We start from the raw sequence: 22,186 nt of genomic DNA, 5'->3' as shown, positions 1-22,186 counted from the left end.
AGCGCAGCGTAAGGGCACCGTCTGGCGAACACGCCGCCTGGGGGTTACGTCCGGTTCAGTTCGAGGTGGCGAGTTCGCGTTCCGGCGCGTTCGCCGAGGCCACGGGACCACGGTCGCGCGAGCTGCACCACAGCGCCGCCGTCGAGATGATCACCAGCGCGGAGCCGAGGACGTGGAAGGAGACCAGCGCCTCCGGGACACCGAGGCCGTACTGGACCGAGCCCACGACGCCCTGGAGGACCGCCACGACCCACACGATGGCGTAGCGCTGCCACAGCTGCTTCGGCGTCTCGCCCCGCATCAGCTGGAGCCCGAAGACGGCCAGCACGATCAGGTAGACCACGAGCAGACCACCGTGGATCTGGGTGAGCGTCTCGATCGGGGCCTGGAGCCGGTGGGTGCCGGGGTCGCCGCCGTGCGGGCCCGCGCCGGTCACCACGGTGCCCGCGACGAGGACGGCCCACATGGCCGCGGCGAGCACGATCAGCGTCTTGCGGCCCGCGTCCGGGATGAGCCAGCGTGCGGGCTCGTCGCCCTCCTTGAACGCCCGCAGCAGCAGTACCGCGAGCCAGACCAGGGGAGTGGAGGCCAGGAAGTGGAGCGCGACGGTCCACCATTCGAGCTTCGCGAGCACGGTGATCCCGCCGACGACCGCCTGCAGCATCACGCCCGCGGGCATCGTCCAGGCCAGCTTCACCAGGCGACGGCGGCTCGGGTGCTCGATCTGCACGCGCCACGCGGTGATCACGCACAGGGCGGCGACCAGGATGACCACCCCGGTCAGCATCCGGTTGCTGAACTCGATCCACTGGGTGAGCGCGTCGAACTCGGGGTGCGCGACCGGCACGATGCTGCCTTCGACGCACTGCGGCCAGGTCGGGCAGCCGAGACCCGAACCCGTGACCCGGACGACCGATCCGGTGACGCCGATTCCGGCCTGGGCGATCACCGCCGCTATCGCGACCGCCCGCTGGACCGCGAACGAGGGATACGGCAGACGCGCTACAAGGCTCTGGAACGGCACCGTCCGATGCTAGAACGCCCTTCCTGAGAGCGTTGCACCGGCCGCACCGGCTGTGTCGGCCGCCTCAGGTGAGCTTGGTGGTCTTGCTCGCCACCGCGCCCGCGACGACGCCCCAGCCGACGAGCACCGCGAACGGGCCCCAGCCGAACGAACCGTCCAGCAGCACCGACCGCAGGCCTTCGGCGAGCGCGCCCGAGGGCAGCAGTTCGACGATCCACGCGACGCCGGACGGCATCGTCGACGGCGCCAGCAGGATGCCGCCGGCGAGCAGCAGCACGAACCACACGATGTTCGCCAGCGCCAGCACGGCCTCCGCGCGCAGCGCCCCGCCGAGCAGCAGGCCCAGCGCGCCGAACGCGAGCGTGCCGACGATCAGGAACGGGATCGCGCCGAGGATCCCGCCGAGCGACGGCGACCAGCCCAGCAGCGCGGCGACGACACCGAGGATCACCGCCTGCAGCGCGACCACCACGAGCGCGGCGGCCACCCGGCCCGCGACGAGCAGCCAGCGGGGCAGCGCGGTGGCGGAAAGCCGTTTGAGGACGCCGTAACGACGGTCGAAGCCCAGCGCGATGGCCTGCCCGGTGAACGCGGACGACATCACCGCCAGCGCCAGGATCCTCGGCGTGATCCAGTCCACTTTGGACGCATCGCCGAGCTGCGACGACGGCAGGATGTCCAGCAGCGACAGGCCGATCAGCAGCGCGAGCGGGATGAGCAGGGTCAGCAGGATCTGCTCGCCGTGGCGCAGCGTCAGGCTCGCCTCGACCTTCGCGTGCGTGCGGAGCATCTTGCCGAGCGACCCGCGACCGGGGCGGGGGTGAACGTGCCCGGGGCGAACCGGGGGGTGGGCGTGGTGGTCATGCGCGCAGTTCCCGTCCGGTCAGCTCCAGGAAGACCTCTTCCAGCGTGCGCCTGCCGACCTGCAGTTCCTCCGGCATGACACCCTGCTGCGCGCACCACGCGGTCACCGTCGACACCACCTGCGGGTCGATCGCGCCCTCGACGAGATACGTCCCCGGCGCCGACTCGTGGACGAGGTGACCCTCGGGCAGCGCCGCGGTCAGCAGCGCGGTGTCGAGCCGCGTGCGGGCCTTGAACCGCAGCTGCGCCGTCTCGCCGGCTTCGACGGTCAGCGACTGCGGGGAGCCTTCGACGACGACCTTGCCGTGGTCGACGATCACCACGGTGTCGGCCAGCGTTTCGGCCTCCTCCATCAGATGCGTGGTGAGCAGCACGCTGACGCCGTCGGCGCGCAGCGCTTCGAGCAGATCCCAGACCAGGCGGCGGGCCTGCGGGTCCATCCCGGCCGTCGGCTCGTCGAGGAAGAGCAGCTCCGGCCGTCCGACGAGCGCGCAGGCGAGCGAGAGCCGTTGCTGCTGCCCGCCGGAAAGCCGTTTGAACGGCGTCTTCCTCGCTCCCGAAAGACCGAGCACGTCCAGCAGCCAGGCCGGGTCGAGCGGATTCGCCGCGCACGCGGCGACCAGTCCGAGCATCTCGTCGGCGCGGACGCCGGGATACGCGCCGCCGCCCTGGGGCATCACGCCGATCCGGGGCCGCAGCGCGGCGCCGTCGCGGGCCGGGTTCAGGCCCAGCACCCGGACTTCGCCGTCGTCAGGCCGCAGGAAGCCTTCGCAGATCTCGACGGTGGTGGTTTTGCCGGCCCCGTTCGGGCCGAGCAGCGCGAGCAGTGTGCCACGTTCCATCCGCAGGTCGAGTCCATCGACGGCGGTGGTGGATCCGTAGCGCTTCACCAGCCCGGTGATCTCGACGGCGGGGGCGTTCACGACAGGTCACGATACGGCCTCACGCCGGGACCGAATGCTCCGGGGACGGTCTGGACAGCAGCAGTGGTGAGAGGCGGTGGACGATGAACAGCCCCAGCAGCGTGACGACCCCGGCCGCGGCCCACGCGAACGGCAGGACGAAACCGCGGCCCTCGAAGGTGCTTCCCGTCGTCGGCAGCAGGAACGGCAGGACGGCGGTGACGATCGTCGCGGCGATGCGGAACCGCGAGGTCCCCGCCGCCGCGGCGAGCGGGATGATCGCCCACAGCAGGTACCAGGGCTGCAGCGCGACGTGCAGCACCATCACCGCGCCGAGGGAGACACCGAGGCCGATGATCGGCCGGTAGCGCCATTTGAAGCTGTCCCAGAGGAATTTGACCGTCACCGCGCCCGCGACGAGATAGCCGAGGGCGCCCAGGATCGGCACCATCGCGTTGGTGTGGTTGCCGAGGCCGAGCGCGATGCCGAGGACACCGCCGAGCGCGGCGAGCTCCGAGGTCGGCGAGATCCACGAGCGGACCAGCCCGGGCGTCCCGAGCGCGCCGACCCAGCCGAAACCGAGTCCGGTGCCGTAACAGACCGCCACCAGGGTCACCCCGAACAGCAACGCCATCGGCACCGCGGCGGTGACCAGGTCCTTGATCCGGCCGTGCCAGCGTCTGGCCACCATCACGGTGAAGAACGGCAGCGCCAGGATCGCGTTGATCTTCACCGCGACGCCGAGGGTGATGAGCACCACCCCGAGCCCGATGTAGAGGAGCTCGCCCTTGGCCAGCGGGGGGACGGTGTCGTTCTTGAACCGCACCGGCATCCGCTGGAGGCCGACCTCCAGCCCGGCCACCATGAGCCCGATCGCGAGCGCGTCGTTGTGGGCGCCCGCGACGAAGTGGAAGATCAGCAGCGGGTTCGCCGCGCCGAGCCACAACGCGGTGGCGGGCTGCACGCCGAACCGCCGGGCCAGCCGGGGCAGCGCCCAGATGATCAGGATGACGCCGATCAGCGCGAGCCCGCGCTGCAGCAGCACACCGGTGACGATGTTGCCGCTGCTGAGCGGGGCGAGCCAGCCGCCGAGACGCAGCAGCAGCGGACCGTACGGCGCCGGGGTCTCGCGCCACATGTTGGAGACGCCCGAGGTCAGCGGGTCGGAGACGCCGAGCGCTTCGGCTGGGCCGAGCGAGTACGGGTCCATCCCGCGGGCCACGATCTCGCTCTGCGCGAGATAGCTGTAGACGTCGCGGGAGAACAGCGGGGGGATGAACAGCAGTGGCGCGCACCAGAGCGCGATGGTGCGGGCGAGCTGGCCCTGGGTGGCGAGGCGGCGGCGCGCGGGCTGCGCGAACCGGCCGAGCAGCAGCCAGCTGAGCACGATGATCGCCATCCCGGCCAGGCCCATCGCGAGCGAGACCATCGGGATCCGGGTGAACAGCCGCAGGACCGGGATCTCCTGCACCGGGTTGATCACCGGGGCGGCGCCCGCGCCGAGCGAGCCCAGCGCGAGGAACAGGGAACCGACCGCGCCGAACCGGCGGACCACGTTCAGCCCGCGCAGTTCCTTGTCGTCCAGTGGTTCCGGATCGTGCGGGCGCCCGGGAACGAGCGTCGCCACCGACCCCGGATCCCGGTCTTCCGGCTCTGCCCCGTCCGTGTCCCGCTGTGCCGGGTGATCGCCCACTGCCACGCACGAAGGGTAGCGATCGCGGGAACAGACCGGGCGGGTACGTGGTTACCGGGGGCTGAAGGGGACTTTCCCCGCATGCGACGCGGTGAAGGACGCTTTCGTCTCATCGCATGCGGGGAAAGCGTCCTTCAGCCCCGTGAAGTGACCCACGCCACTCCGTGAGGCACCCCTCTTTGCCGTCTCCCCGGAAATACGTCACACTTGTGTTGTGAAAAAGACGGGGACGCAGGACGAGGCCGGTGGCGACATGCCCCGCGCCGAGGTTCAGCCTGTCCCCGCGCAGGTCGGCCCCGAGGGGCGGACCAGGCACGAAGTGGCCCGTTTGCTGCTGGAACAGGGTCCGATGACCGCCGTCGTGGTGGCCGAGCAGCTGGGGATCAGCGCCGCCGCCGTCCGCCGTCATCTCGACGCGCTGCTCGCCGACGGCGAGGCCGAAACCCGGGACGCGCCCCGCCGCGGCCCCCGCGGACGAGGCCGTCCCGCCAAGAACTTCCTGCTCACCGAAGCGGGCCGTGCCCGGTTCGGGCACGCCTACGACGACCTCGCGTCCTCGGCCATCCGCTTCCTCGCCGAACACGCCGGGGAAGACGCCGTGAAGGCCTTCGCGGAGGCTCGCGTCGCTTCGCTGGTCGGCCCGCACCAGGACGCGATCACCAAGCACACGGACCCGGCCGCCCGTGCCGAGGCTCTCGCTGCGGCGCTGACCAGGGAGGGCTACGCTGCGTCGACCCGTCAGGTCGGTGTCGGCGAACAGCTCTGCCAGCACCATTGCCCGGTCGCCCACGTCGCCGCCGAGTTCCCTCAGTTGTGCGAAGCCGAGACAGAGGCTTTCGCGGAACTTCTGGGTACTCACGTCCAGCGGCTGGCGACCATCGCGCGCGGTGACAACGCGTGCACCACACACGTACCCGTCGTTCCGGCGGGTCACCCGGCCACACCCGGGCCGGGAAGCACGGCGCCCTCCCCAGGGCGCACAGCACGGATCCCGAATGGAGGGAAACCCGCATGACTGCCGCTGCCGAGCAGCGCACTCCCACCACCGCGCCCATGAGCCAGGAAGAGACCATCGAGTCCCTTGGCAAGTACGCGTTCGGCTGGGCGGACTCCGACGAGGCGGGCTCAACGGCCCGTCGCGGACTGAACGAGGACGTCGTCACCGACATCTCCTCGAAGAAGTCCGAGCCGGAGTGGATGCGCGAAGCGCGACTGAAGGCGCTCAAGCTCTTCGACTTGAAGCCGATGCCCAACTGGGGTGCGGACCTCTCCGGGATCGACTTCGACAACATCAAGTACTTCGTGCGGTCCACGGAGAAGCAGGCCACTTCCTGGGAAGACCTGCCCGAGGACATCAAGAACACGTACGACAAGCTGGGCATCCCCGAGGCGGAGAAGCAGCGCCTCGTCGCCGGTGTCGCCGCGCAGTACGAGTCCGAGGTCGTCTACCACCAGATCCGCGAGGACCTGGAGGCCCAAGGCGTCCTGTTCCTGGACACCGACACCGCGCTCAAGGAGCACCCGGAGATCTTCAAGGAGTACTTCGGCTCCGTGATCCCGGCCGGGGACAACAAGTTCTCCGCGCTGAACACCGCGGTGTGGTCCGGCGGTTCGTTCATCTACGTGCCCAAGGGCGTCAAGGTGGACATCCCGCTGCAGGCGTACTTCCGCATCAACACCGAGAACATGGGTCAGTTCGAGCGGACCCTGATCATCGTCGACGAAGACGCCTACGTGCACTACGTCGAGGGTTGCACCGCGCCGATCTACCAGTCCGACTCGCTGCACTCGGCGGTCGTGGAGATCATCGTGAAGAAGGGCGCCCGCTGCCGCTACACGACCATCCAGAACTGGTCGAACAACGTCTACAACCTGGTCACCAAGCGCGCCAAGTGCGAAGAGGGCGCGACCATGGAGTGGATCGACGGCAACATCGGGTCCAAGGTCACGATGAAGTACCCGTCCGTGTTCCTCATGGGCGAGCACGCCAAGGGCGAGGTCCTCTCGGTCGCGTTCGCGGGCGAGGGACAGCACCAGGACGCCGGCGCGAAGATGGAGCACCTGGCGCCGCACACCTCCTCGACCATCGTGTCGAAGTCGGTGGCGCGCGGCGGTGGCCGCACCTCGTACCGCGGCCTGGTGAAGGTCGCGAAGCGGGCGCACCACTCGCGCTCCAGCGTCGTCTGTGACGCGCTGCTGGTGGACACGATCTCGCGGTCGGACACGTACCCGTACGTCGACATCCGCAACGACGAGGTCTCCATGGGCCACGAGGCGACCGTCTCGAAGGTCAGCGAAGACCAGATGTTCTACCTCATGTCGCGCGGTCTCGACGAGGCCGAGGCCATGGCGATGATCGTGCGCGGGTTCGTCGAGCCGATCGCGCGTGAGCTGCCGATGGAGTACGCGCTCGAGCTGAACCGCCTGATCGAGCTTCAGATGGAAGGGTCCGTCGGCTAGTCATGTCGGTTACCGAGAACAACGTTTCCGAAGCGATGCGCGAAGGGGTCGTCATCCCGGCGACCTCTCGCGCGGAGCGCTTCACCTCCTACGACGTCGAGGCCTTCGAGGTCCCGGCGGCCGTGAGGAGAACTGGCGTTTCACTCCGATGAAGCGGCTGCGCGGCCTGCACGACGGGTCCGCCGCCGCCTCGGGTTCGGCCACCGTGGACGCCGACGCCGCCCCCGAACTGAAGATCGAGACGGTCGGCCGGGACGACGAGCGCCTCGGCGCCGCGGGTGTCCCGAGCGACCGGATCGCCGCGCAGGCCTACTCCTCGTTCACCGAGGCCACCGTCATCACGGTGCCCAAGGAGACGAAGACGTCCAAGCCGTCGACGGTGAAGATCACCGGACCCGGCGAGGGCAAGGTCGCCTACGGGCACGTGCAGGTGCGCGCCGAGCAGTTCTCCGAGGCCGTCATCGTCCTCGACCACGTCGGCTCCGGCACCTACGCCGACAACGTCGAGTTCGTCATCGGCGATTCGGCGAACGTCACCGTGGTCAGCGTCCAGGACTGGGCCGACGACGCGGTGCACGTCTCCGAGCAGCACCTCAAGCTCGGCCGCGACGCCACGCTCAAGCACATCGTCATCACCCTGGGCGGTGACCTCGTCCGCGTCTCGCCGACGGCGACCTTCGCCGACAAGGGCGGCGACGTCGAGATGCTCGGCCTGTACTTCGCGGACTCGGGCCAGCACCAGGAGCACCGTCTCTTCGTCGACCACGCGGTGCCGAACTGCAAGTCGCGGGTGATGTACAAGGGCGCGCTGCAGGGCGACGACGCGCACACCGTATGGGTCGGCGACGTGCTGATCCGGGCGGCCGCCGAGGCCACCGACACCTACGAGCTCAACCGCAACCTGGTGCTGACGCCGGGCGCGCGGGCGGACTCGATCCCGAACCTCGAGATCGAGACCGGCGAGATCGAAGGCGCCGGCCACGCGAGCGCGACGGGAAGGTTCGACGACGAGCAGTTGTTCTACCTCCAGTCGCGCGGAATCGGCGAAGACGCCGCGCGCCGCCTGGTCGTACGCGGGTTCTTCCACGAGATCCTGGTCAAGATCGGCGTTCCCGAGGTGCGCGAGCGTCTCGAGGCCGCGATCGAAGCCGAACTCGAAGCCGTGGGCGCCTGAGCCCTCGTCCGTCCACATCAGACTTTTAGGAAAGAAATGCCTACGCTGGAAATCAAGGATCTGCACGCCTCGGTCACGACCGAGGAGGGCCCCAAGGAGATCCTCAAGGGCGTCAACCTGACCATCAAGTCGGGCGAGACCCACGCGATCATGGGCCCCAACGGTTCGGGCAAGTCCACGCTGTCCTACGCCATCGCCGGTCACCCCAAGTACGAAGTCACCTCCGGGCAGGTCCTGCTCGACGGTGAGGACGTGCTGGAGATGAGCGTCGACGAGCGTGCCCGCGCGGGCCTGTTCCTCGCCATGCAGTACCCGGTCGAGGTGCCGGGCGTGTCCATGTCCAACTTCCTCCGCACCGCGGCCACCGCGGTCCGTGGCGAGGCCCCCAAGCTGCGCCACTGGGTCAAGGAGGTCAAGGAGGAGATGGGCAAGCTGGAGATCTCGTCCGAGTTCGCCGAGCGTTCGGTGAACGAGGGCTTCTCCGGCGGCGAGAAGAAGCGCCACGAGATCCTGCAGCTGGCGCTGCTCAAGCCGAAGATCGCCATCCTCGACGAGACCGACTCCGGCCTCGACGTCGACGCGCTGCGCGTCGTGTCCGAGGGCGTCAACGAGTTCAAGGCCAACAACGACGCCGGCGTCATGCTGATCACGCACTACACGCGGATCCTGCGGCACATCACGCCCGACTTCGTGCACGTCTTCGCCGGCGGCAAGATCGTCGAGTCCGGTGGCCGTGAGCTCGCGGACGAGCTGGAGGAGAACGGGTACGTGAAGTACACCGGCTCCGCCGAGACCGCCGCCGTCTGATCACTGAACTTCACGACTACACCGAGAGGAGTTGGCCCGATGACCACCACCACGGCTAACTCTCCTGATGGACCCTCCGCTGAGACGAGTACGTCGGGTCGTGTTCCGCTGGACGTAGCGGCCATCAGGGCCGACTTCCCGATCCTGACCCGCACCGTGCGGGACGGGAAACCCTTGGTGTATCTGGATTCCGGTGCGACGTCCCAGAAGCCGGCGCAGGTGCTCGAAGCCGAGCGCCGGTTCCTGGAGACCTCGAACGCCGCGGTGCACCGCGGCGCGCACCAGCTCGCCGAGGAGGCGACCGACGCCTACGAATCCGCCCGCGTGCGGATCGCGGAGTTCGTCGGCGCCTCCCCGCACGAGCTGGTGTTCACCAAGAACGCCACCGAGGGCATCAACCTCGTCGCCTACGCGATGAGCAACGCCGCCACGGCCGGTCCCGGGGCCGAGCGGTTCAAGATCGGTCCCGGTGACGAGATCGTCATCACCGAGATGGAGCACCACGCGAACCTGGTGCCGTGGCAGCAGCTCTGCCAGCGCACCGGCGCCACGCTGAAGTGGTTCTCCGTCACCGCGGACGGCCGCCTCGATCTGTCCAATGTGGACGAGCTGATCACCGAGCGGACCAAGGTGCTCGCGTTCACGCACCAGTCCAACGTGCTCGGCACGATCAACCCGGTCGAGTTCCTGGTGAAGAAGGCCCGCAAGGTCGGCGCGCTGGTCGTGCTGGACGCCTGCCAGTCGGTGCCGCACTTCCCCGTGGATCTGCACGCGCTGGACGTCGACTTCGCCGCTTTCGCCGGGCACAAGATGGTCGGCCCGTACGGTATCGGTGTCCTGTACGGCCGCCGTGAGCTGCTCGAAGCGATGCCGCCGTTCCTGACCGGTGGCTCGATGATCGAGCTGGTCCGCATGGAGCAGACCACCTTCGCCGCGCCGCCGCAGCGGTTCGAGGCCGGCACGCCGATGACGTCGCAGGCCGTCGGTCTCGGCGCGGCCGCCGACTACCTGTCGGCGATCGGCATGGACCGGGTCGCCGCGCACGAGCATCTCCTCACCGAGGCGGCGCTCGCCGGGCTCGGCGAGATCCCGGGTGTGCGGATCATCGGCCCGACCGACATGGCCGACCGCGGCGGACTGGTGTCGTTCGTCATCGACGGCGTCCACCCGCACGACTCGGGGCAGGTGCTGGACAGCCTCGGTGTCGCCGTCCGCGTCGGGCACCACTGCGCGTGGCCGCTGCACCGGGCCTGCTCGGTGCCCGCGACCGTGCGCGCGTCGTTCTACGTCTACAACACACTGTCCGAAGTGGACGCGCTGGTGAACGGTGTGCGTGAGGCGCAGAAGTTCTTCGGGGTGGCGTGATGAACCTGGAGAGCATGTACCAGGAGATCATCCTGGATCACTACAAGAACCCGCACGGCCGCGGTCTGCGCGAGCCGTTCGACGCCGAGTCGTTCCAGGTCAACCCGACCTGCGGCGACGAGGTGACGTTGCGGGTGAAGGTCGACGACGGGAAGGTCGACGACGTCTCCTACGAGGGACAGGGCTGTTCGATCAGCCAGGCTTCCACGTCGGTCTTGACGGATCTCGTCGTCGGGCACACCGTGGAGGAGGCGTTCACCACCATGGACGCCTTCGTCGAGCTGATGCAGGGCAAAGGGCAGATCGAACCCGACGAGGACGTGCTGGAGGACGGCATCGCCTTCGCCGGCGTGGCCAAGTACCCGGCCCGCGTGAAATGCGCCCTGCTCGGGTGGATGGCGTTCAAGGACGCCGTCGCCCGCACGACCAACGGAGTTGAGACGGCATGACCGAACAGCAGACCGAAACCCGCGAGGGGCGCACGGCCGCCGACCTCGACGCCGAGACCGCCGCCGCCCCGGACGCCGCCGACGTGGCGAAGGTCGAGGACGTCGAAGAGGCGATGCGCGACGTCGTCGACCCCGAACTCGGCATCAACGTCGTCGACCTCGGGCTGGTCTACGACATCCGCGTCGAGGCGGACAACACCGCCACCATCGACATGACCCTGACCTCGGCGGCCTGCCCGCTGACCGACGTCATCGAGGACCAGACCGGTGCCGCACTCGTCGGCGGGGGAACGGGACTGGTCAAGGACTTCCGGATCAACTGGGTCTGGATGCCGCCGTGGGGTCCGGAGAAGATCACCGACGACGGCCGCGAACAGCTGCGGGCGCTCGGCTTCACCGTCTGATTCCCTGCTTTTGCGTGAAGGCCCCCTTCACCCGGCTCAGCCGGGTGAAGGGGGCCTTCACGCGCTTTTGGGGCTTGCGGTGGCGTATAACGACCTATACCGCATCGCGAGTGCGGGTAGCGCCGGTTCGCGTGTCTGGATGGACGACACGCGTGATCCGACGGACGACAGGCGTGATTGGGCGGACGACTCGCGGCGAAACCTCGGCCGGGCGCGTGTCGTCCATCCAGACACACGTGTCGTCCGTCGGATCACGCGAGTCGTCCGGTCAAGCACGCGACCCTGCCGCAATAGGCTGCACCGATGATCGTCCGGTCCATCGCGCTCTTCGCACTCGCCGCCCTGCTGGAGATCGGCGGCGCCTGGCTGATCTGGCAGGGCGTCCGGGAGCACCGCGGCTACCTCTGGATCGGCGCCGGTGTCGTCGCGCTGGGCCTCTACGGCTTCGTCGCGACACTGCAGCCTGACGCGAACTTCGGCCGTATCCTCGCCGCGTACGGCGGAGTGTTCGTCGCGGGTTCGCTGGCGTGGGGGATGGTCGCCGACGGCTACCGGCCGGACCGCTATGACGTGATCGGTGCGCTCATCTGCCTGGCCGGCGTCGGCGTCATCATGTACGCGCCCCGAGGTTGAGTGGCGCTACTCTGCGCTGTGACTGAAACGGATTTCCCCGCTCCGCCCGCCGACAGACCCGGGCCGAAGCGAAGATTCTCCCCGCTCCTGTTCGTGATGATCCTGCTGGCGGTCGTCGGCGTCGGCACCGGCGGATACGGGTTCTGGACCCTGCTGAGCTATCGCATGGTGAGTGTTCCCAGCGGCGGTATGTTGCCCTCGGTCCAGCCTGGGACGGTAGTGCTCTACCGCTGGACCCCGCTTGCCGAGATCCCTCGCGGCGCGGTGGTTCTCATGGATCTTTCCGCGTTCCCGGACGCGAGCCCCGGCGACGGTCAGATCATCAAGCGGGTGATCGGCGTCGGGGGTGATCAGGTCGTCTGCTGCACGAACGACAACCTGATCACCGTCAACGGGAAGCCGGTCAAGGAGCCGTACGCCGACGACGACAACGGTTACGGCCGCAAGGAGTACCGGCCGTTCAGCGTCCAAGTGCCGCCCGAGGCCGTGTTTGTCGTGGGGGATCAGCGGAACAACTCCCGGGACTCGCGGCTTTACGTCGGCATGCCGGGCGACGGCGCCGTGCCGCTGTCGAAGGTGAACGGAGTCGTCGTCGGGCTGGGCAGTGTCCTCGCCGCCGACCCGTTCCCGCAGACCACCGCGTTCGTCGAGGCAGGCCTGCCCGGCGATCCGGTGTCCGACACCGGGTTCCGCACTTCGCGCAACCTCGCGCTCGGCGGTGCCGGGCTTGTCGCCGTCGGGGTCATCGGGGCGATCGTGAGCGTTGTCCGCTCCGCCGGAAAACGACGAAGAGCAGCCGCAATCCCACCAGCGCGCTGACCACCAGCAGGTTGTAGCCGAACATCTGGTGCAGCGTGACCCCGGTCAGCACCTCCGGGCCGGTCGCGCTGCCCAGCAGCAGCACGGCCATCAGGCCGGTGGCCACGCCGACGAACGCCAGCAGGATCTCGTGCACCAGCCCGGTGACCACGTCGCGGTCGCGTTCGTCGGAGAACAGCCGGACGTTGACCGAAAGCCTGCCCTGCTCCAGTGCGTCGCCGATCCGGTCGACACGGCGGGGCAGCCGTCGCAATACCGGCAGGAGCGCCATCAGTTCGTTGGTGGCCGTGGCCCGCAACGACTCCGGACGCAATCCGGCGCCGACCTGCTCGGCGGCGTAGGCGCGGGATTCGACGACGATGTTGAATCCCGGCGCCAGCGCGGCCAGCGTTCCCTCCAGAGTGGCCAGGGCGCGGAACACCGCGGCGATCGGCGGGGGCACGCTGAGCCGGAAGTCGGCGATCACCCGGAACAGGTCGGTGAACATGTCCAGATCCGGCGCCTGGCCGTGGTTGAAATGCTTGGCCACCAAGGCACCCAGCGCCCGCTCCAGCCGTCGTTCCTCGATCTCGTCCGGCCGGTCGACGATCTCCAGCAGGCCGTCGCGCAACGCGGCCGGGTCGCCGCGGTCCAGGGCGAGGATCAGGTTCTGCAGCCCGCCGCGCAGACCCGCGTCGAGCCTGCCGACGGAGCCGAAGTCGAGCAGGCCCAGCCTGCCGTCGGCGAGCAGCAGGACGTTGCCGGGATGCGGGTCGGCGTGGAAGACACCGCTGCCCATCACCTGGCCGAGCACACACCGCAGCATCGATCGCGCGAGCTTCGCCCGTTCCGCGACCGGCACCCGCTCCTTGGCGGCGGCGAGCGGTTTGCCGTCGAGGCGCCGCATCACCAGTACCCGTTCGGTGGACAGTTCTTTGTGGACGGTCGGAAGAGCGACCTCGGTGCCGGGGTAGGCGGCGGCGACCGCTTCGATGTTCCTGGCCTCGGTGCGGAAATCGAGCTCCTCGACCAGCGCGTCGGCGAATCCTTCGGCGAGGTCGACGACGCCGAGCGAGCGCGCCCAGCCCGCACGCAGGTCCAGCGCGGCCGCCACCCGGCGGACGATGTCGAGGTCCCGCTCGACCAAGGCCTGCACGCCGGGCCGCTGCACCTTGACGACCACGTCCTGCCCGCCGCGCAGCTTGGCCCGGTAGACCTGTGCGATCGACGCGGCGGCGATCGGCTCCGGGTCGAATTCGGCGAAGACCTCGTCCGGGTCCCCGCCCAGTTCCTCCCGCAGCACCGTCGCGACCTCGTCGGCGTCGGCGAAGGCGACCTGGTCCTGGAGCTTGCTGAGTTCGTCGACGAAAACCGGGGGGAGCAGATCGGATCGGGTCGAGAGCAGCTGGCCGAGTTTCACGAACGTCACGCCGCCCTCCTCCAGCGCGCGCCGCAGCGAGCGCGCCAGTTTGGCGTGGCGGACCTGGGCGAGGCCGGGTTCGCGGCGGCCGGTGAGGTAGCGGCCGAGGCCGTGCTTGATCGCGATCCGGGTGATCTGCGAGTAGCGCCGGGTGCGGGCCGCGCGGCGGCGCATCGACCGGATCCTGCCGATCAGCCCGAGGCCCGAGCCGGAGGGCAGCGCGAGTTCCGCGACGAACAGGAAGATCAGCGTCGCCAGGAAGGCGCCGCCCGCCACCGGGATGACCAGCCCGGCGAAGGCGCCACCCGCGTACATCGCCCGTGGGAACGCGCTGAGGATGCCGCCCGCGACCAGCCAGCCGAAGCCGGCGGCGCAGCCCGCGCGGACCAGTCCGATCCGCACCCCGAGGACGCGGCGGGCGCCGACCACGAGCGGCCACAGCATGAGCGCGTAAACGGGCAGGGTGAGCAGGCCGAGCAGCAGGTTCATGCGGAAGAGGACATCACGCGCAGCCGGCGCGGGATTCCCGCTCCGGCGGGACGGTGCTCACCCCTGAGAGGGAGCGGACCCCGAAGTTGTAGGTCGTGGTCGCCTCCCTGGGCGCGAACAGGACGCCGAGGACGGCGATCGCCGCCGCCGCGAGGAAGCCGGCGCGAAGATCGAGGAGATCGCCGAGGAGACCGATGAGCGGCGCTCCGGCGGCCTGCCCGAGTGCCAGCATCAGGAAGGCCACGCCGACACCGAACGCGGGCGCCGCCGGGTAAGCCCTGGTGCCCCAGAGGATCAGCACGCCGGTCAGTCCGATGTAGACGGCGCCGAAGACCGCCGCCGCGATGACGAGCGCCGGAAGCGACCGGGTGGCGAGGGCGAAGAGGCCCGTGGCGGCGGCGAACAGGACCATCCCCGCCGACCAGGCGCGGCGCAGCCCCGCCCGGGAGGTCAGTTCCGCGGTGAACGCCCCCGCCAGGCCGACCGCGCCGAGCACGATCCACACCACCGTCGAGGCGGTCTCGTCGAGCCCGCCGACGCTCACGGCGATGTCCCGGCCGAACGTCCAAATCGCGGCGCTCGCCAGGCCGAGCGCCGCGGCGGCGGGCAGCAGCCGTCCGGTGGCGGGCGGGAACAGCGGTGACGGCAGGCCCCGCGCGCGGTCGTCCTTCACCGGCGGCACGACACGGGCGATCCACAAGGTCACCAGGGCCGACGCCCCGGCGAAGGCCCACCAGGCCATTCGCCAGTCGCCGACGGCGAGCAGGGAGACCGGGCCCGAGATCAGCACGCCGAGTCCGGTCCCGGCGTTCACCACGGACTGGGCACGGTCCCGGCGGGTCACGCGGACGACGCGTGAGACCGCGTCGGCGAGTGAGGGGGAAGCCAGGCCTGTGCTGGCTCCGGCGAGGACGACGCCGAGCGCGAGGACGCCCGCGTTCGGCGCGGCCGCGATCAGGGCGGTCCCCGCGGTGGCGGTCGTCCCGGCGGCGAGCGCGCCCGCCCGCGCGCCCCGGCGGGCCGTCACGGCGGTCGACGCGACGACCGCGAGGCAGTACGCGACATAGCTGCCCGCCGCGATGGCGCCGAGCGTGCCGCCGTCGAGATCGAACTCCGTCCGGAGCGTCGGCGCGAAGAGGCCGTACGCGTACCTCGCGAGTCCGTACGAGACCGCGATCAGCGACAACCCGGCCGCGGTGAGCGTCAGCTCGCGTTTGTACAAAGAAACCATCAGCTCTCCTTCAGAGGTATACCGAGCGGTATACTTCTGGAGTGTTCCCGCATTTGGCGCTCGGGTCAACCGATCGGTATAGTCGAAGCATGCTGACACCGGCCGGCGAGCGCGTCCTGAGCGCCGCGAGCGAGCTCTTCTACCGGGAGGGCCTGAACGCCGTGGGCGTCGCGGCCATCGCCGAGGCCGCGGGCGTCACGAAGAAGACGCTGTACGCGTCCTTCGGGTCGAAGACGGAGCTCACGATCGCGTACCTGCGAAGCCGTCACGACGTCTGGTGGGCGTACCTCGAAGAGCGGCTGGCGGAGGCCGAAGCGCCCCGGGCGCTGACGGTCTTCGACGCCTACGTCGATCACCCCAAGCTCGGGAGCGACCGGGGCTGCGCGTTCCTCAACGCGGCCGCCGAACTGCCCGCGGGCCATCCCGGGCTCGACGTGATCCGGCGGCACAAGGCGGCGGTGCGGGCGAAGTTCGCCGAACTCCTCCGCGAGGACGCCCCGGGCGCGGCCGATCCGGAGCGGCTCGCCGAGCAGCTCTTCCTCCTGCTCGAAGGCGCGGTCGCGCACACCGGCATCGACGGGGATGCGCACCGGGTCACGCTCGCGAGGGAGATCGCGGAGATACTCGTGAGGGATACGCACGACGCCGGCGCACGCTAGAAAGAGCGCATGCGACTTTTCGGCCCGCTCCTGGATCGGGCGACCTATCGTCGATGGGTCTACTTCATCCTCGGTGGCGCGCTGAGCGTGCCGTACGTGCTCTTCGCCGCCATCATGGTGCCGTCGCTGCTGCCCCTCGTCGTGACGATGGAACGCGGGGCTGTCATCGGGATGATCACCGTCGTCCTGGTGATGATCGCGTCGTCGTTCATCCCGGCCGTCCGCGTGCTGGAAGGCGCGGCCGTGCGGGAGCTGCTGGACGACCCCGTGCCGGGAGTCGTGTTCGGGCCCGCGGGGAGCTGGCCCGTGCGCCTGCGTTCGAGCGCGATGTTCCTGCTGCACGTGATCACCGGTTGTGTCGTCAGCCTGGTGAGCCTGTTCGTCCCGGTCGCGTTCGGTTTCACGATCGCGGCTCCGTTCAGCGGCCGGATCGCGCTGACCGCCGAGAGCGCGATCGACGTGCCGAAGGGCTGGGCGAGCGCGTGGATCCCGGTGGCGTTCCTGCTCGGCGTCGTCGCGCTGGCCTACGTCGTGTGGGGCGCGGGCGCGGTGCTGACCCGCTGCGCCAAGAGCCTGCTGGGGATCTCGGCCGCGGAACGGATCGCCCAGCTGGAGAAACGCACCGAACAGCTCGCCGAACGCAACCGGCTCGCGCGCGAACTGCACGACTCGGTCGGGCACGCGCTGAGCGTCGTGACCATCCAGGCCGGCGCGGCGCGGCGCACCCTGAGGTCCGATCCGGATTTCACCGAGCAGGCGCTCACCGCGATCGAGGACTCGGCCCGCGCCGCGCTGGACGATCTCGACCACGTGCTCGGGCTGCTGCGCGACGAGGCGTCGTCGCGGACACCGCAATCGGGGCTCGCGGAGTTGCCCGCACTGGTCGAGGCGACGCGGCTGGCGGGTGCCGAGGTTTCGGCCGAGGTGCGAGGTGAGCCGTCCTCGGTGCCGCCGGTCGTCTCCCGCGAGGCGTACCGGATCTTGCAGGAATGCCTGACGAACGCGCTGCGGCACGCCGGTAAGGTTCCGGTGACGGTCCTCGTCGACGCCGGGACGGAGCTGTTGCGCCTGCGGGTGTCCAACCCGCTCGGCGCCGCGGAGCCGTCACGCGACGGGGGCGGCCGGGGGCTGCGGGGAATGACGGAACGGGTGGAAGTGCTCGGGGGCACGATCGCCGCGGGCCGGGCGGACGGATTCTGGAAGGTCGAGGTGGCGGTGCCATGGGGGAACCGGCGATGAGCATCGGAGTGCTGCTGGTCGACGACGAACAGCTCATCCGGGCGGGGCTGCGGGCGATCGTCGCCTCCGAACCCGACCTGCAGGTCGTGGGCGAAGCGGCCGACGGCGCCGAGGTGCCGGGGCTGGTGTCGCGGTTCCGGCCCGACGTCGTGCTGATGGACGTCCGGATGCCTTCGGTCGACGGGATCCGCGCGACCACGCATCTGATGTCTACTATGGACAATCCGCCGAAGGTGATCGTGGTGACCACCTTCGAGAACGACGACTACGTCTACGACGCCTTGCTCGCCGGGGCGAGCGGCTTCCTGCTGAAGCGGGCCCGTCCCGAGGAGATCGTCGCGGCGATCCGCACCGTGGCGGCGGGGGAGTCGCTGCTGTTCCCGGCGGCGATCCGGCGGCTGGCCGCGCAGCAGGCGAACCGGGGGCCGCTGGACGGTCTCGCCGGCGCCGGGCTCACCGAACGCGAAAGCGAGGTGCTGCGGCTGATGGCGGGCGGACTGTCCAATGTGGAGATCGCGGGTGAGCTGTACCTCGGCGTGCAGACGGTCAAGACCCATGTCGGGAACGTGCTCGCGAAGCTCGGCGCGCGGGACCGGACGCAAGCGGTGATCAAGGCCTACGACACCGGATTCGTCACGCCGGCTGGCTGAACGCGGTAGGGTTCCGGCGTGGATACCAACGTCAATCGTCGTCGCCTGCTGGGGCTGGGCACGGTCGCCGCCGCGGGCGCGGTGCTCGGGACGGCGCAGGTCGCTCAAGCCGCCGAAGAGTCCGAATCAGACACTCCCGCCGTCGACGCTTCGGCCGCCGCGCGCCGGATTTCCCAGGTCTACGCCCGCGAAACCGGGAAGGCGGGCGGCACCTGGTCCTCCTACGTCAGTGTCGCGGATTCCGCCGGGAACCTGGTTCCCGCCGTCTCCGAGCGGGCCGACCAGATCGTCGAGGCGTACAGCGTCAACAAGATCGCCGTCGCGACCGCGGTCCTCGACAAGATCGACCGCGGACTGCTCACTTTGGACCAGCGTGTCGACGTCACGGCCGACATCGTCATCAAGGACACCGACGGGATCTTCGCCCTCGACGGCGCGTACCCGAGTTCGGTGACGCTCGGGCACGCGATGGCCGCGTTGCTGACACTGTCCGACAACACCGCCGTCCGCCTGTGCGGCCTGGTCTGCCCGGCCGCGGAACTCAACGAGATCCTGCGCGGCAAGGGTTTCGTGCACACCCAGGTGGTTCCGGTCGCGAACCCGAACCGCTTCTTCCTCGGCAAGACGACCCCGGCCGAAACTCATACGCTGCTGCGGAAACTGGTCGGCGGGACGCTGCTTTCGGCGAAGTCGACCGAGTACCTGCTGAACATCCTGCGTTCGCTGAGCGCGTTCACCGACGGTGTGCGGCTGGGCCTGACCTCGGCCGAGCGGTTGCGGGTCGCGACGAAGGCGGGCTGGTTCAACGACGGCCGCAACGAGGCCGGCGTGATGTTCAGCGCGGACGGCAAGCCGATCCTCACCTATTCGCTGTTCGCCTCCGGTGAGTTCGCCGGAGATCCGGCGGTGAACAAGGACGACTACGCCGCGACGCATCCGGCGTTGCGGGCGCGGGCGAAGCTCGGCAAGACGATGTTCCGTTCGGTCGAGAAGCTGACGGCCGCCACCGCCCGGACGTACGCGGCCGCTCCGTACCGGGCGACCAACGGCGGCTGAAGGACGCTTTCGCCACATAGGACGCGGCGAAGGACGCTTTCGTCGCATCTGATGCGGGGAAAGCGTCCTTCGGCTACTCCAGGGCGGCGAGGATCAGCGCGGCCATCGCCGCGGGATCCCCGTTTTCCGGGCGCAGCACCAGTTCCGGGCTCTCGGGTTGCTCGTACGGAGCGTCCACCCCGGTGAACCCGCTGATCTCGCCCGCCCGCGCCTTCGCGTACATCCCCTTGGGGTCGCGGTCTTCGCAGACCTCCAGCGGGGTGTCGACGAAGATCTCGAGGAACGGCAGCCCGGCGGCCTCGTGCGTGGCGCGGGCGAGTTCGCGGTCGGCCCGGTACGGGCTGATCAAGGAGACCACCGACACCACACCGGCGTCGGCGAACAGCTTCGCGACCTCGGCGACGCGGCGGACGTTCTCGGCGCGATCGGCGGGGCTGAAGCCGAGGTTCCCGTTCAGCCCGTGCCGCAGGTTGTCGCCGTCCAGCAGGTACGCGGGCCTGCCCGACGCCACCAGCCGCCGCTCCAGTTCCACGGCCACACTCGACTTCCCGGACGCGGAAAGCCCGGTGAGCCAGACGGTGAGCCCGCGCGTCGCGCGTTCGGCCCTGGTGACCGCGGCGGTGTGCCAGACGACGTTCGACGCGGTGACGCTCGGCCCGGTGATCATGCCCGCGGCGACCGTCGCCCCGGAGTGCTCGTCGACGAGCAGGAACCCTCCGGTGGATCGGTTGCGCCGGTAGGAATCGAACAGCAGCGGCTGCCGGGCGCGTAGCCGGATCCGGCCGATTTCGTTGAGTGACAACGACTTCGCGGTCTCGTCGCGGTGCAGGGTGGTGACGTCGAGCCGGTAGTCCAGGTCGCGGATCTCGGCCTTGGTCTCCCTGGTGGTGTGCCGCACGAGGTAGTTCGAGCCGGGGGACAGGGCGCCTTGTTCGGAGAACCAGCACACCATCGCGTCGACGTCCCGGCTCGAATGGGGCCGGTTGCCGGGACGGCAGATCAGATCGCCGCGGCCGAGGTCGAGATCGTCTTCGAGTTCGATCGTGACGGCCTGCGAGGCGAAGGCCTCGGTGACCGCGGCGCCGCCAGGCCCCCAGATCGCGCGCACCGTGGTGGTGAAACCGGACGGCAGGACAGCGACCTCGTCACCGGGTTTGAACACCCCGCCCGCGACAGTGCCCGCGTAGCCGCGGAAGTCGCGGCTGTGCTCCCGGATCACGTACTGCACGGGGAATCGCGCGTCGATGAGGTTGCGATCCGAGGCCACGTGCACCTGTTCGAGGTGATGCAGCAGGGAAGTCCCTTCGTACCAAGGCATACTGGCGCCCCGGTGCACGACGTTGTCGCCGTGCAAGGCTGACATCGGCACGAAGGTGAGGTCGTGCACCTGGAGTTTCATGGCGAAGCGGCGGAAATCCTCACGGATCTCCTCGAAGCGTTCCTGTGACCAGCCGACGAGGTCCATCTTGTTGACGCAGAGCACCAGATGCGGGATTCCCAGCAGGCTGGCCAGGAACGCGTGCCGCCGCGACTGTTCGAGCACGCCTTTGCGGGCGTCGATCAGGATCAGCGCGAGATCCGCCGTGGACGCGCCGGTGACCATGTTCCGGGTGTACTGCACGTGTCCCGGCGTGTCGGCGATGATGAACTTCCGCCGCGGGGTGGCGAAATACCGATGGGCGACGTCGATCGTGATGCCTTGTTCGCGTTCGGCGCGTAGGCCGTCGGTCAGCAGGGCGAGGTTCGGGTACGCCTCGCCGCGGTCGCGGCTGGTGCGTTCGATGGCTTCGAGCTGGTCGGTGAACACCGTCTTCGAATCGAACAGCAGACGGCCGATCAGGGTCGATTTCCCGTCGTCGACGCTGCCCGCGGTCGCGAGGCGGACCAGTGAAGCGCCCATCAGAAGTAGCCTTCCTTCTTCCGGTCTTCCATGCCCGCCTCGGAGATCCGGTCGTCGGCGCGGGTGGCGCCGCGTTCGGTGAGCCTGCTGGCCGCCACTTCGGCGACCACCTCGCCGGGTGACGCCGCCGCCGACTCGACGCAGCCGGTGCAGGTCGCGTCGCCGACGGTGCGGAAGCGAACCGTTGCCTCGTAAGGAATTTCGTCTTCGTTCAAGGTGAGGAAGCGGGTGTGCGCGAGCAGCATGCCGTCCCGCTGGACGACCGGACGCCGGTGCGAGTAGTAGATCGACGGCAGGTCGATGTTCTCCGCTTCGATGTACTGCCAGATGTCGAGTTCGGTCCAGTTCGACAGCGGGAAGACGCGGATGTGCTCGCCCTTGCGATGCCTGCCGTTGTACAGATCCCACAGCTCCGGCCGCTGATTGCGCGGATCCCACTGGCCGAACTCGTCGCGGAAGCTGAACACTCGTTCCTTCGCGCGGGCCTTCTCCTCGTCGCGCCGGGCGCCGCCGAAGACCGCGTCGAAGGAATGCTCGCGGATCCCGCGCAGCAGGGCGGCGGTCTGGAGACGGTTACGGCCCGCCTTCGGGTCTTCGACGACCCGGCCCGCGTCGATGTCGTCCTGGACGCTGGAGACGACGAGCCGGAGCCCGTATGTGCCGACCGTGCGGTCCCGGAACTCGATGACCTCGTCGAAGTTGTGCCCGGTGTCGACGTGCATCACCGGGAACGGGGGCGGCGACGGCCAGAAGGCCTTGGCCGCCACGTGGAGCATCACCATCGAGTCCTTGCCGCCGGAGAACAGCAGCACGGGCCGTTCGAAGGTCGCCGCGACCTCGCGGAAGATGTGCACGGCTTCGGCTTCGAGTGCTTCGAGATGGGTGAGCTCGTAGGCCGGGGACGCCATCGTGACCTCCGTCGTTCGAGATCAGAAAAGTAGAACAAGTTCTTGTGCTTGGTCAAGGGGA

Annotated in this window: 19 protein-coding genes and 2 pseudogenes; 13 read left to right on the top strand and 8 right to left on the bottom strand. The window is 69.4% G+C overall.

What is annotated here, in order from left to right; translation table 11 throughout:
• Positions 1-55: 55 nt before the first annotated feature.
• The 4 genes and pseudogenes from MJQ72_RS02700 to mptB all read right to left on the bottom strand — a co-directional run bounded on the left by MJQ72_RS02700 (position 56) and on the right by mptB (position 4,417).
• On the bottom strand, positions 56-1,024 hold the full coding sequence (locus MJQ72_RS02700) for a heme A synthase (RefSeq protein WP_240597394.1): 969 nt from the start codon (positions 1,022-1,024) through the stop codon (positions 56-58).
• Between the two features lie 64 nt (positions 1,025-1,088).
• Positions 1,089-1,888 (bottom strand): annotated as a pseudogene (locus MJQ72_RS02695) (ABC transporter permease).
• Complete coding sequence (locus tag MJQ72_RS02690; protein WP_037344043.1) at positions 1,885-2,811, bottom strand: ABC transporter ATP-binding protein; 927 nt, start codon at positions 2,809-2,811, stop codon at positions 1,885-1,887. Before MJQ72_RS02690 ends, MJQ72_RS02695 begins: the two are co-directional and overlap by 4 nt.
• Positions 2,812-2,830: 19 nt before the next feature.
• Positions 2,831-4,417, bottom strand: coding sequence for a polyprenol phosphomannose-dependent alpha 1,6 mannosyltransferase MptB (gene mptB / locus MJQ72_RS02685; RefSeq protein ID WP_240601233.1), 1,587 nt, complete (start codon positions 4,415-4,417; stop codon positions 2,831-2,833).
• A 280-nt stretch (positions 4,418-4,697) separates the two neighbouring features.
• Between mptB and MJQ72_RS02680 the strand changes: the two genes are divergently transcribed.
• The 9 genes and pseudogenes from MJQ72_RS02680 (at position 4,698) to lepB (ending at position 12,594) form a co-directional block, all read left to right on the top strand.
• On the top strand, positions 4,698-5,498 hold the full coding sequence (locus MJQ72_RS02680; RefSeq protein WP_378372403.1) for a helix-turn-helix transcriptional regulator: 801 nt from the start codon (positions 4,698-4,700) through the stop codon (positions 5,496-5,498).
• The gene (sufB, locus tag MJQ72_RS02675; RefSeq protein WP_038515497.1) at positions 5,495-6,943 is read left to right on the top strand and encodes a Fe-S cluster assembly protein SufB; all 1,449 of its coding nucleotides are present in this window, start codon (positions 5,495-5,497) and stop codon (positions 6,941-6,943) included. The genes MJQ72_RS02680 and sufB overlap by 4 nt, the downstream gene beginning before the upstream one ends.
• A gap of 2 nt (positions 6,944-6,945) precedes the next feature.
• Positions 6,946-8,117, top strand: a pseudogene (gene sufD, locus MJQ72_RS02670) (Fe-S cluster assembly protein SufD).
• Between the two features lie 36 nt (positions 8,118-8,153).
• On the top strand, positions 8,154-8,924 hold the full coding sequence (sufC, locus tag MJQ72_RS02665; RefSeq protein WP_007029703.1) for a Fe-S cluster assembly ATPase SufC: 771 nt from the start codon (positions 8,154-8,156) through the stop codon (positions 8,922-8,924).
• Between the two features lie 39 nt (positions 8,925-8,963).
• Positions 8,964-10,289: a cysteine desulfurase gene (locus MJQ72_RS02660; protein WP_240597393.1), complete on the top strand. Its 1,326-nt coding sequence runs from the start codon at positions 8,964-8,966 to the stop codon at positions 10,287-10,289.
• Positions 10,289-10,738: a Fe-S cluster assembly sulfur transfer protein SufU gene (sufU, locus tag MJQ72_RS02655; protein WP_240597392.1), complete on the top strand. Its 450-nt coding sequence runs from the start codon at positions 10,289-10,291 to the stop codon at positions 10,736-10,738. Before MJQ72_RS02660 ends, sufU begins: the two co-directional genes overlap by 1 nt.
• Positions 10,735-11,142, top strand: coding sequence for a metal-sulfur cluster assembly factor (locus MJQ72_RS02650; RefSeq protein ID WP_034311811.1), 408 nt, complete (start codon positions 10,735-10,737; stop codon positions 11,140-11,142). The genes sufU and MJQ72_RS02650 overlap by 4 nt, the downstream gene beginning before the upstream one ends.
• A gap of 303 nt (positions 11,143-11,445) precedes the next feature.
• The gene (locus MJQ72_RS02645) at positions 11,446-11,775 is read left to right on the top strand and encodes a YnfA family protein (protein WP_125687586.1); all 330 of its coding nucleotides are present in this window, start codon (positions 11,446-11,448) and stop codon (positions 11,773-11,775) included.
• Between the two features lie 18 nt (positions 11,776-11,793).
• The gene (gene lepB, locus MJQ72_RS02640) at positions 11,794-12,594 is read left to right on the top strand and encodes a signal peptidase I (protein ID WP_240597391.1); all 801 of its coding nucleotides are present in this window, start codon (positions 11,794-11,796) and stop codon (positions 12,592-12,594) included.
• On the opposite strand, the gene MJQ72_RS02635 is transcribed toward lepB, so the two are convergent.
• Together MJQ72_RS02635 and MJQ72_RS02630 are read right to left on the bottom strand one after the other, a co-directional pair.
• Positions 12,518-14,482: an AarF/ABC1/UbiB kinase family protein gene (locus MJQ72_RS02635; protein WP_240597390.1), complete on the bottom strand. Its 1,965-nt coding sequence runs from the start codon at positions 14,480-14,482 to the stop codon at positions 12,518-12,520. The two genes, lepB and MJQ72_RS02635, sit on opposite strands and share 77 nt — an antisense overlap.
• Before the next feature lie 13 nt (positions 14,483-14,495).
• Positions 14,496-15,713: an MFS transporter gene (locus MJQ72_RS02630; protein WP_240597389.1), complete on the bottom strand. Its 1,218-nt coding sequence runs from the start codon at positions 15,711-15,713 to the stop codon at positions 14,496-14,498.
• Between the two features lie 89 nt (positions 15,714-15,802).
• Here MJQ72_RS02630 and MJQ72_RS02625 point away from each other — a divergent pair, with 89 nt between their 5' ends.
• The 4 genes from MJQ72_RS02625 to MJQ72_RS02610 are packed head-to-tail and all read left to right on the top strand — an operon-like array spanning position 15,803 to position 19,317.
• Positions 15,803-16,372, top strand: a complete 570-nt coding sequence (locus MJQ72_RS02625) for a TetR/AcrR family transcriptional regulator (protein WP_240597388.1) — start codon at positions 15,803-15,805, stop codon at positions 16,370-16,372.
• Positions 16,373-16,381: 9 nt separating this feature from the next.
• A complete protein-coding gene (locus tag MJQ72_RS02620; protein ID WP_240597387.1) occupies positions 16,382-17,611 on the top strand; it encodes a sensor histidine kinase in 1,230 nt (409 codons plus the stop codon).
• Positions 17,608-18,261: a response regulator transcription factor gene (locus tag MJQ72_RS02615; protein ID WP_240597386.1), complete on the top strand. Its 654-nt coding sequence runs from the start codon at positions 17,608-17,610 to the stop codon at positions 18,259-18,261. The genes MJQ72_RS02620 and MJQ72_RS02615 overlap by 4 nt, the downstream gene beginning before the upstream one ends.
• Before the next feature lie 18 nt (positions 18,262-18,279).
• On the top strand, positions 18,280-19,317 hold the full coding sequence (locus MJQ72_RS02610) for a serine hydrolase (protein WP_240597385.1): 1,038 nt from the start codon (positions 18,280-18,282) through the stop codon (positions 19,315-19,317).
• Between the two features lie 73 nt (positions 19,318-19,390).
• Here the strand turns inward: MJQ72_RS02610 and cysC are convergent, their stop codons facing one another.
• A complete protein-coding gene (gene cysC, locus MJQ72_RS02605; protein ID WP_240597384.1) occupies positions 19,391-21,217 on the bottom strand; it encodes an adenylyl-sulfate kinase in 1,827 nt (608 codons plus the stop codon).
• Complete coding sequence (cysD, locus tag MJQ72_RS02600; protein ID WP_240597383.1) at positions 21,217-22,125, bottom strand: sulfate adenylyltransferase subunit CysD; 909 nt, start codon at positions 22,123-22,125, stop codon at positions 21,217-21,219. The genes cysC and cysD overlap by 1 nt, the downstream gene beginning before the upstream one ends.
• Positions 22,126-22,186 lie beyond the last annotated feature (61 nt).

This window comes from Amycolatopsis sp. EV170708-02-1, assembly GCF_022479115.1.
In the GTDB taxonomy this organism is placed as follows: Bacteria; Actinomycetota; Actinomycetes; order Mycobacteriales; family Pseudonocardiaceae; genus Amycolatopsis.
Note: the sequence above shows the minus strand (reverse complement) of the source record. Positions and strands in the feature narration are given on the sequence as shown.

What these genes read in the sequence shown, in the direction of transcription:
- sufB (WP_038515497.1), top strand. Translation starts at nt 5,495, where the DNA reads ATGACTGCCGCTGCCGAGCAGCGCACTCCCACCACCGCGCCCATGAGC.
- sufC (WP_007029703.1), top strand. Translation starts at nt 8,154, where the DNA reads ATGCCTACGCTGGAAATCAAGGATCTGCACGCCTCGGTCACGACCGAG.
- MJQ72_RS02660 (WP_240597393.1), top strand. Translation starts at nt 8,964, where the DNA reads ATGACCACCACCACGGCTAACTCTCCTGATGGACCCTCCGCTGAGACG.
- sufU (WP_240597392.1), top strand. Translation starts at nt 10,289, where the DNA reads ATGAACCTGGAGAGCATGTACCAGGAGATCATCCTGGATCACTACAAG.
- MJQ72_RS02650 (WP_034311811.1), top strand. Translation starts at nt 10,735, where the DNA reads ATGACCGAACAGCAGACCGAAACCCGCGAGGGGCGCACGGCCGCCGAC.
- MJQ72_RS02645 (WP_125687586.1), top strand. Translation starts at nt 11,446, where the DNA reads ATGATCGTCCGGTCCATCGCGCTCTTCGCACTCGCCGCCCTGCTGGAG.
- MJQ72_RS02635 (WP_240597390.1), bottom strand. Translation starts at nt 14,482, where the DNA reads ATGAACCTGCTGCTCGGCCTGCTCACCCTGCCCGTTTACGCGCTCATG.
- MJQ72_RS02630 (WP_240597389.1), bottom strand. Translation starts at nt 15,713, where the DNA reads ATGGTTTCTTTGTACAAACGCGAGCTGACGCTCACCGCGGCCGGGTTG.
- MJQ72_RS02625 (WP_240597388.1), top strand. Translation starts at nt 15,803, where the DNA reads ATGCTGACACCGGCCGGCGAGCGCGTCCTGAGCGCCGCGAGCGAGCTC.
- MJQ72_RS02620 (WP_240597387.1), top strand. Translation starts at nt 16,382, where the DNA reads ATGCGACTTTTCGGCCCGCTCCTGGATCGGGCGACCTATCGTCGATGG.
- MJQ72_RS02615 (WP_240597386.1), top strand. Translation starts at nt 17,608, where the DNA reads ATGAGCATCGGAGTGCTGCTGGTCGACGACGAACAGCTCATCCGGGCG.
- cysC (WP_240597384.1), bottom strand. Translation starts at nt 21,217, where the DNA reads ATGGGCGCTTCACTGGTCCGCCTCGCGACCGCGGGCAGCGTCGACGAC.
- cysD (WP_240597383.1), bottom strand. Translation starts at nt 22,125, where the DNA reads ATGGCGTCCCCGGCCTACGAGCTCACCCATCTCGAAGCACTCGAAGCC.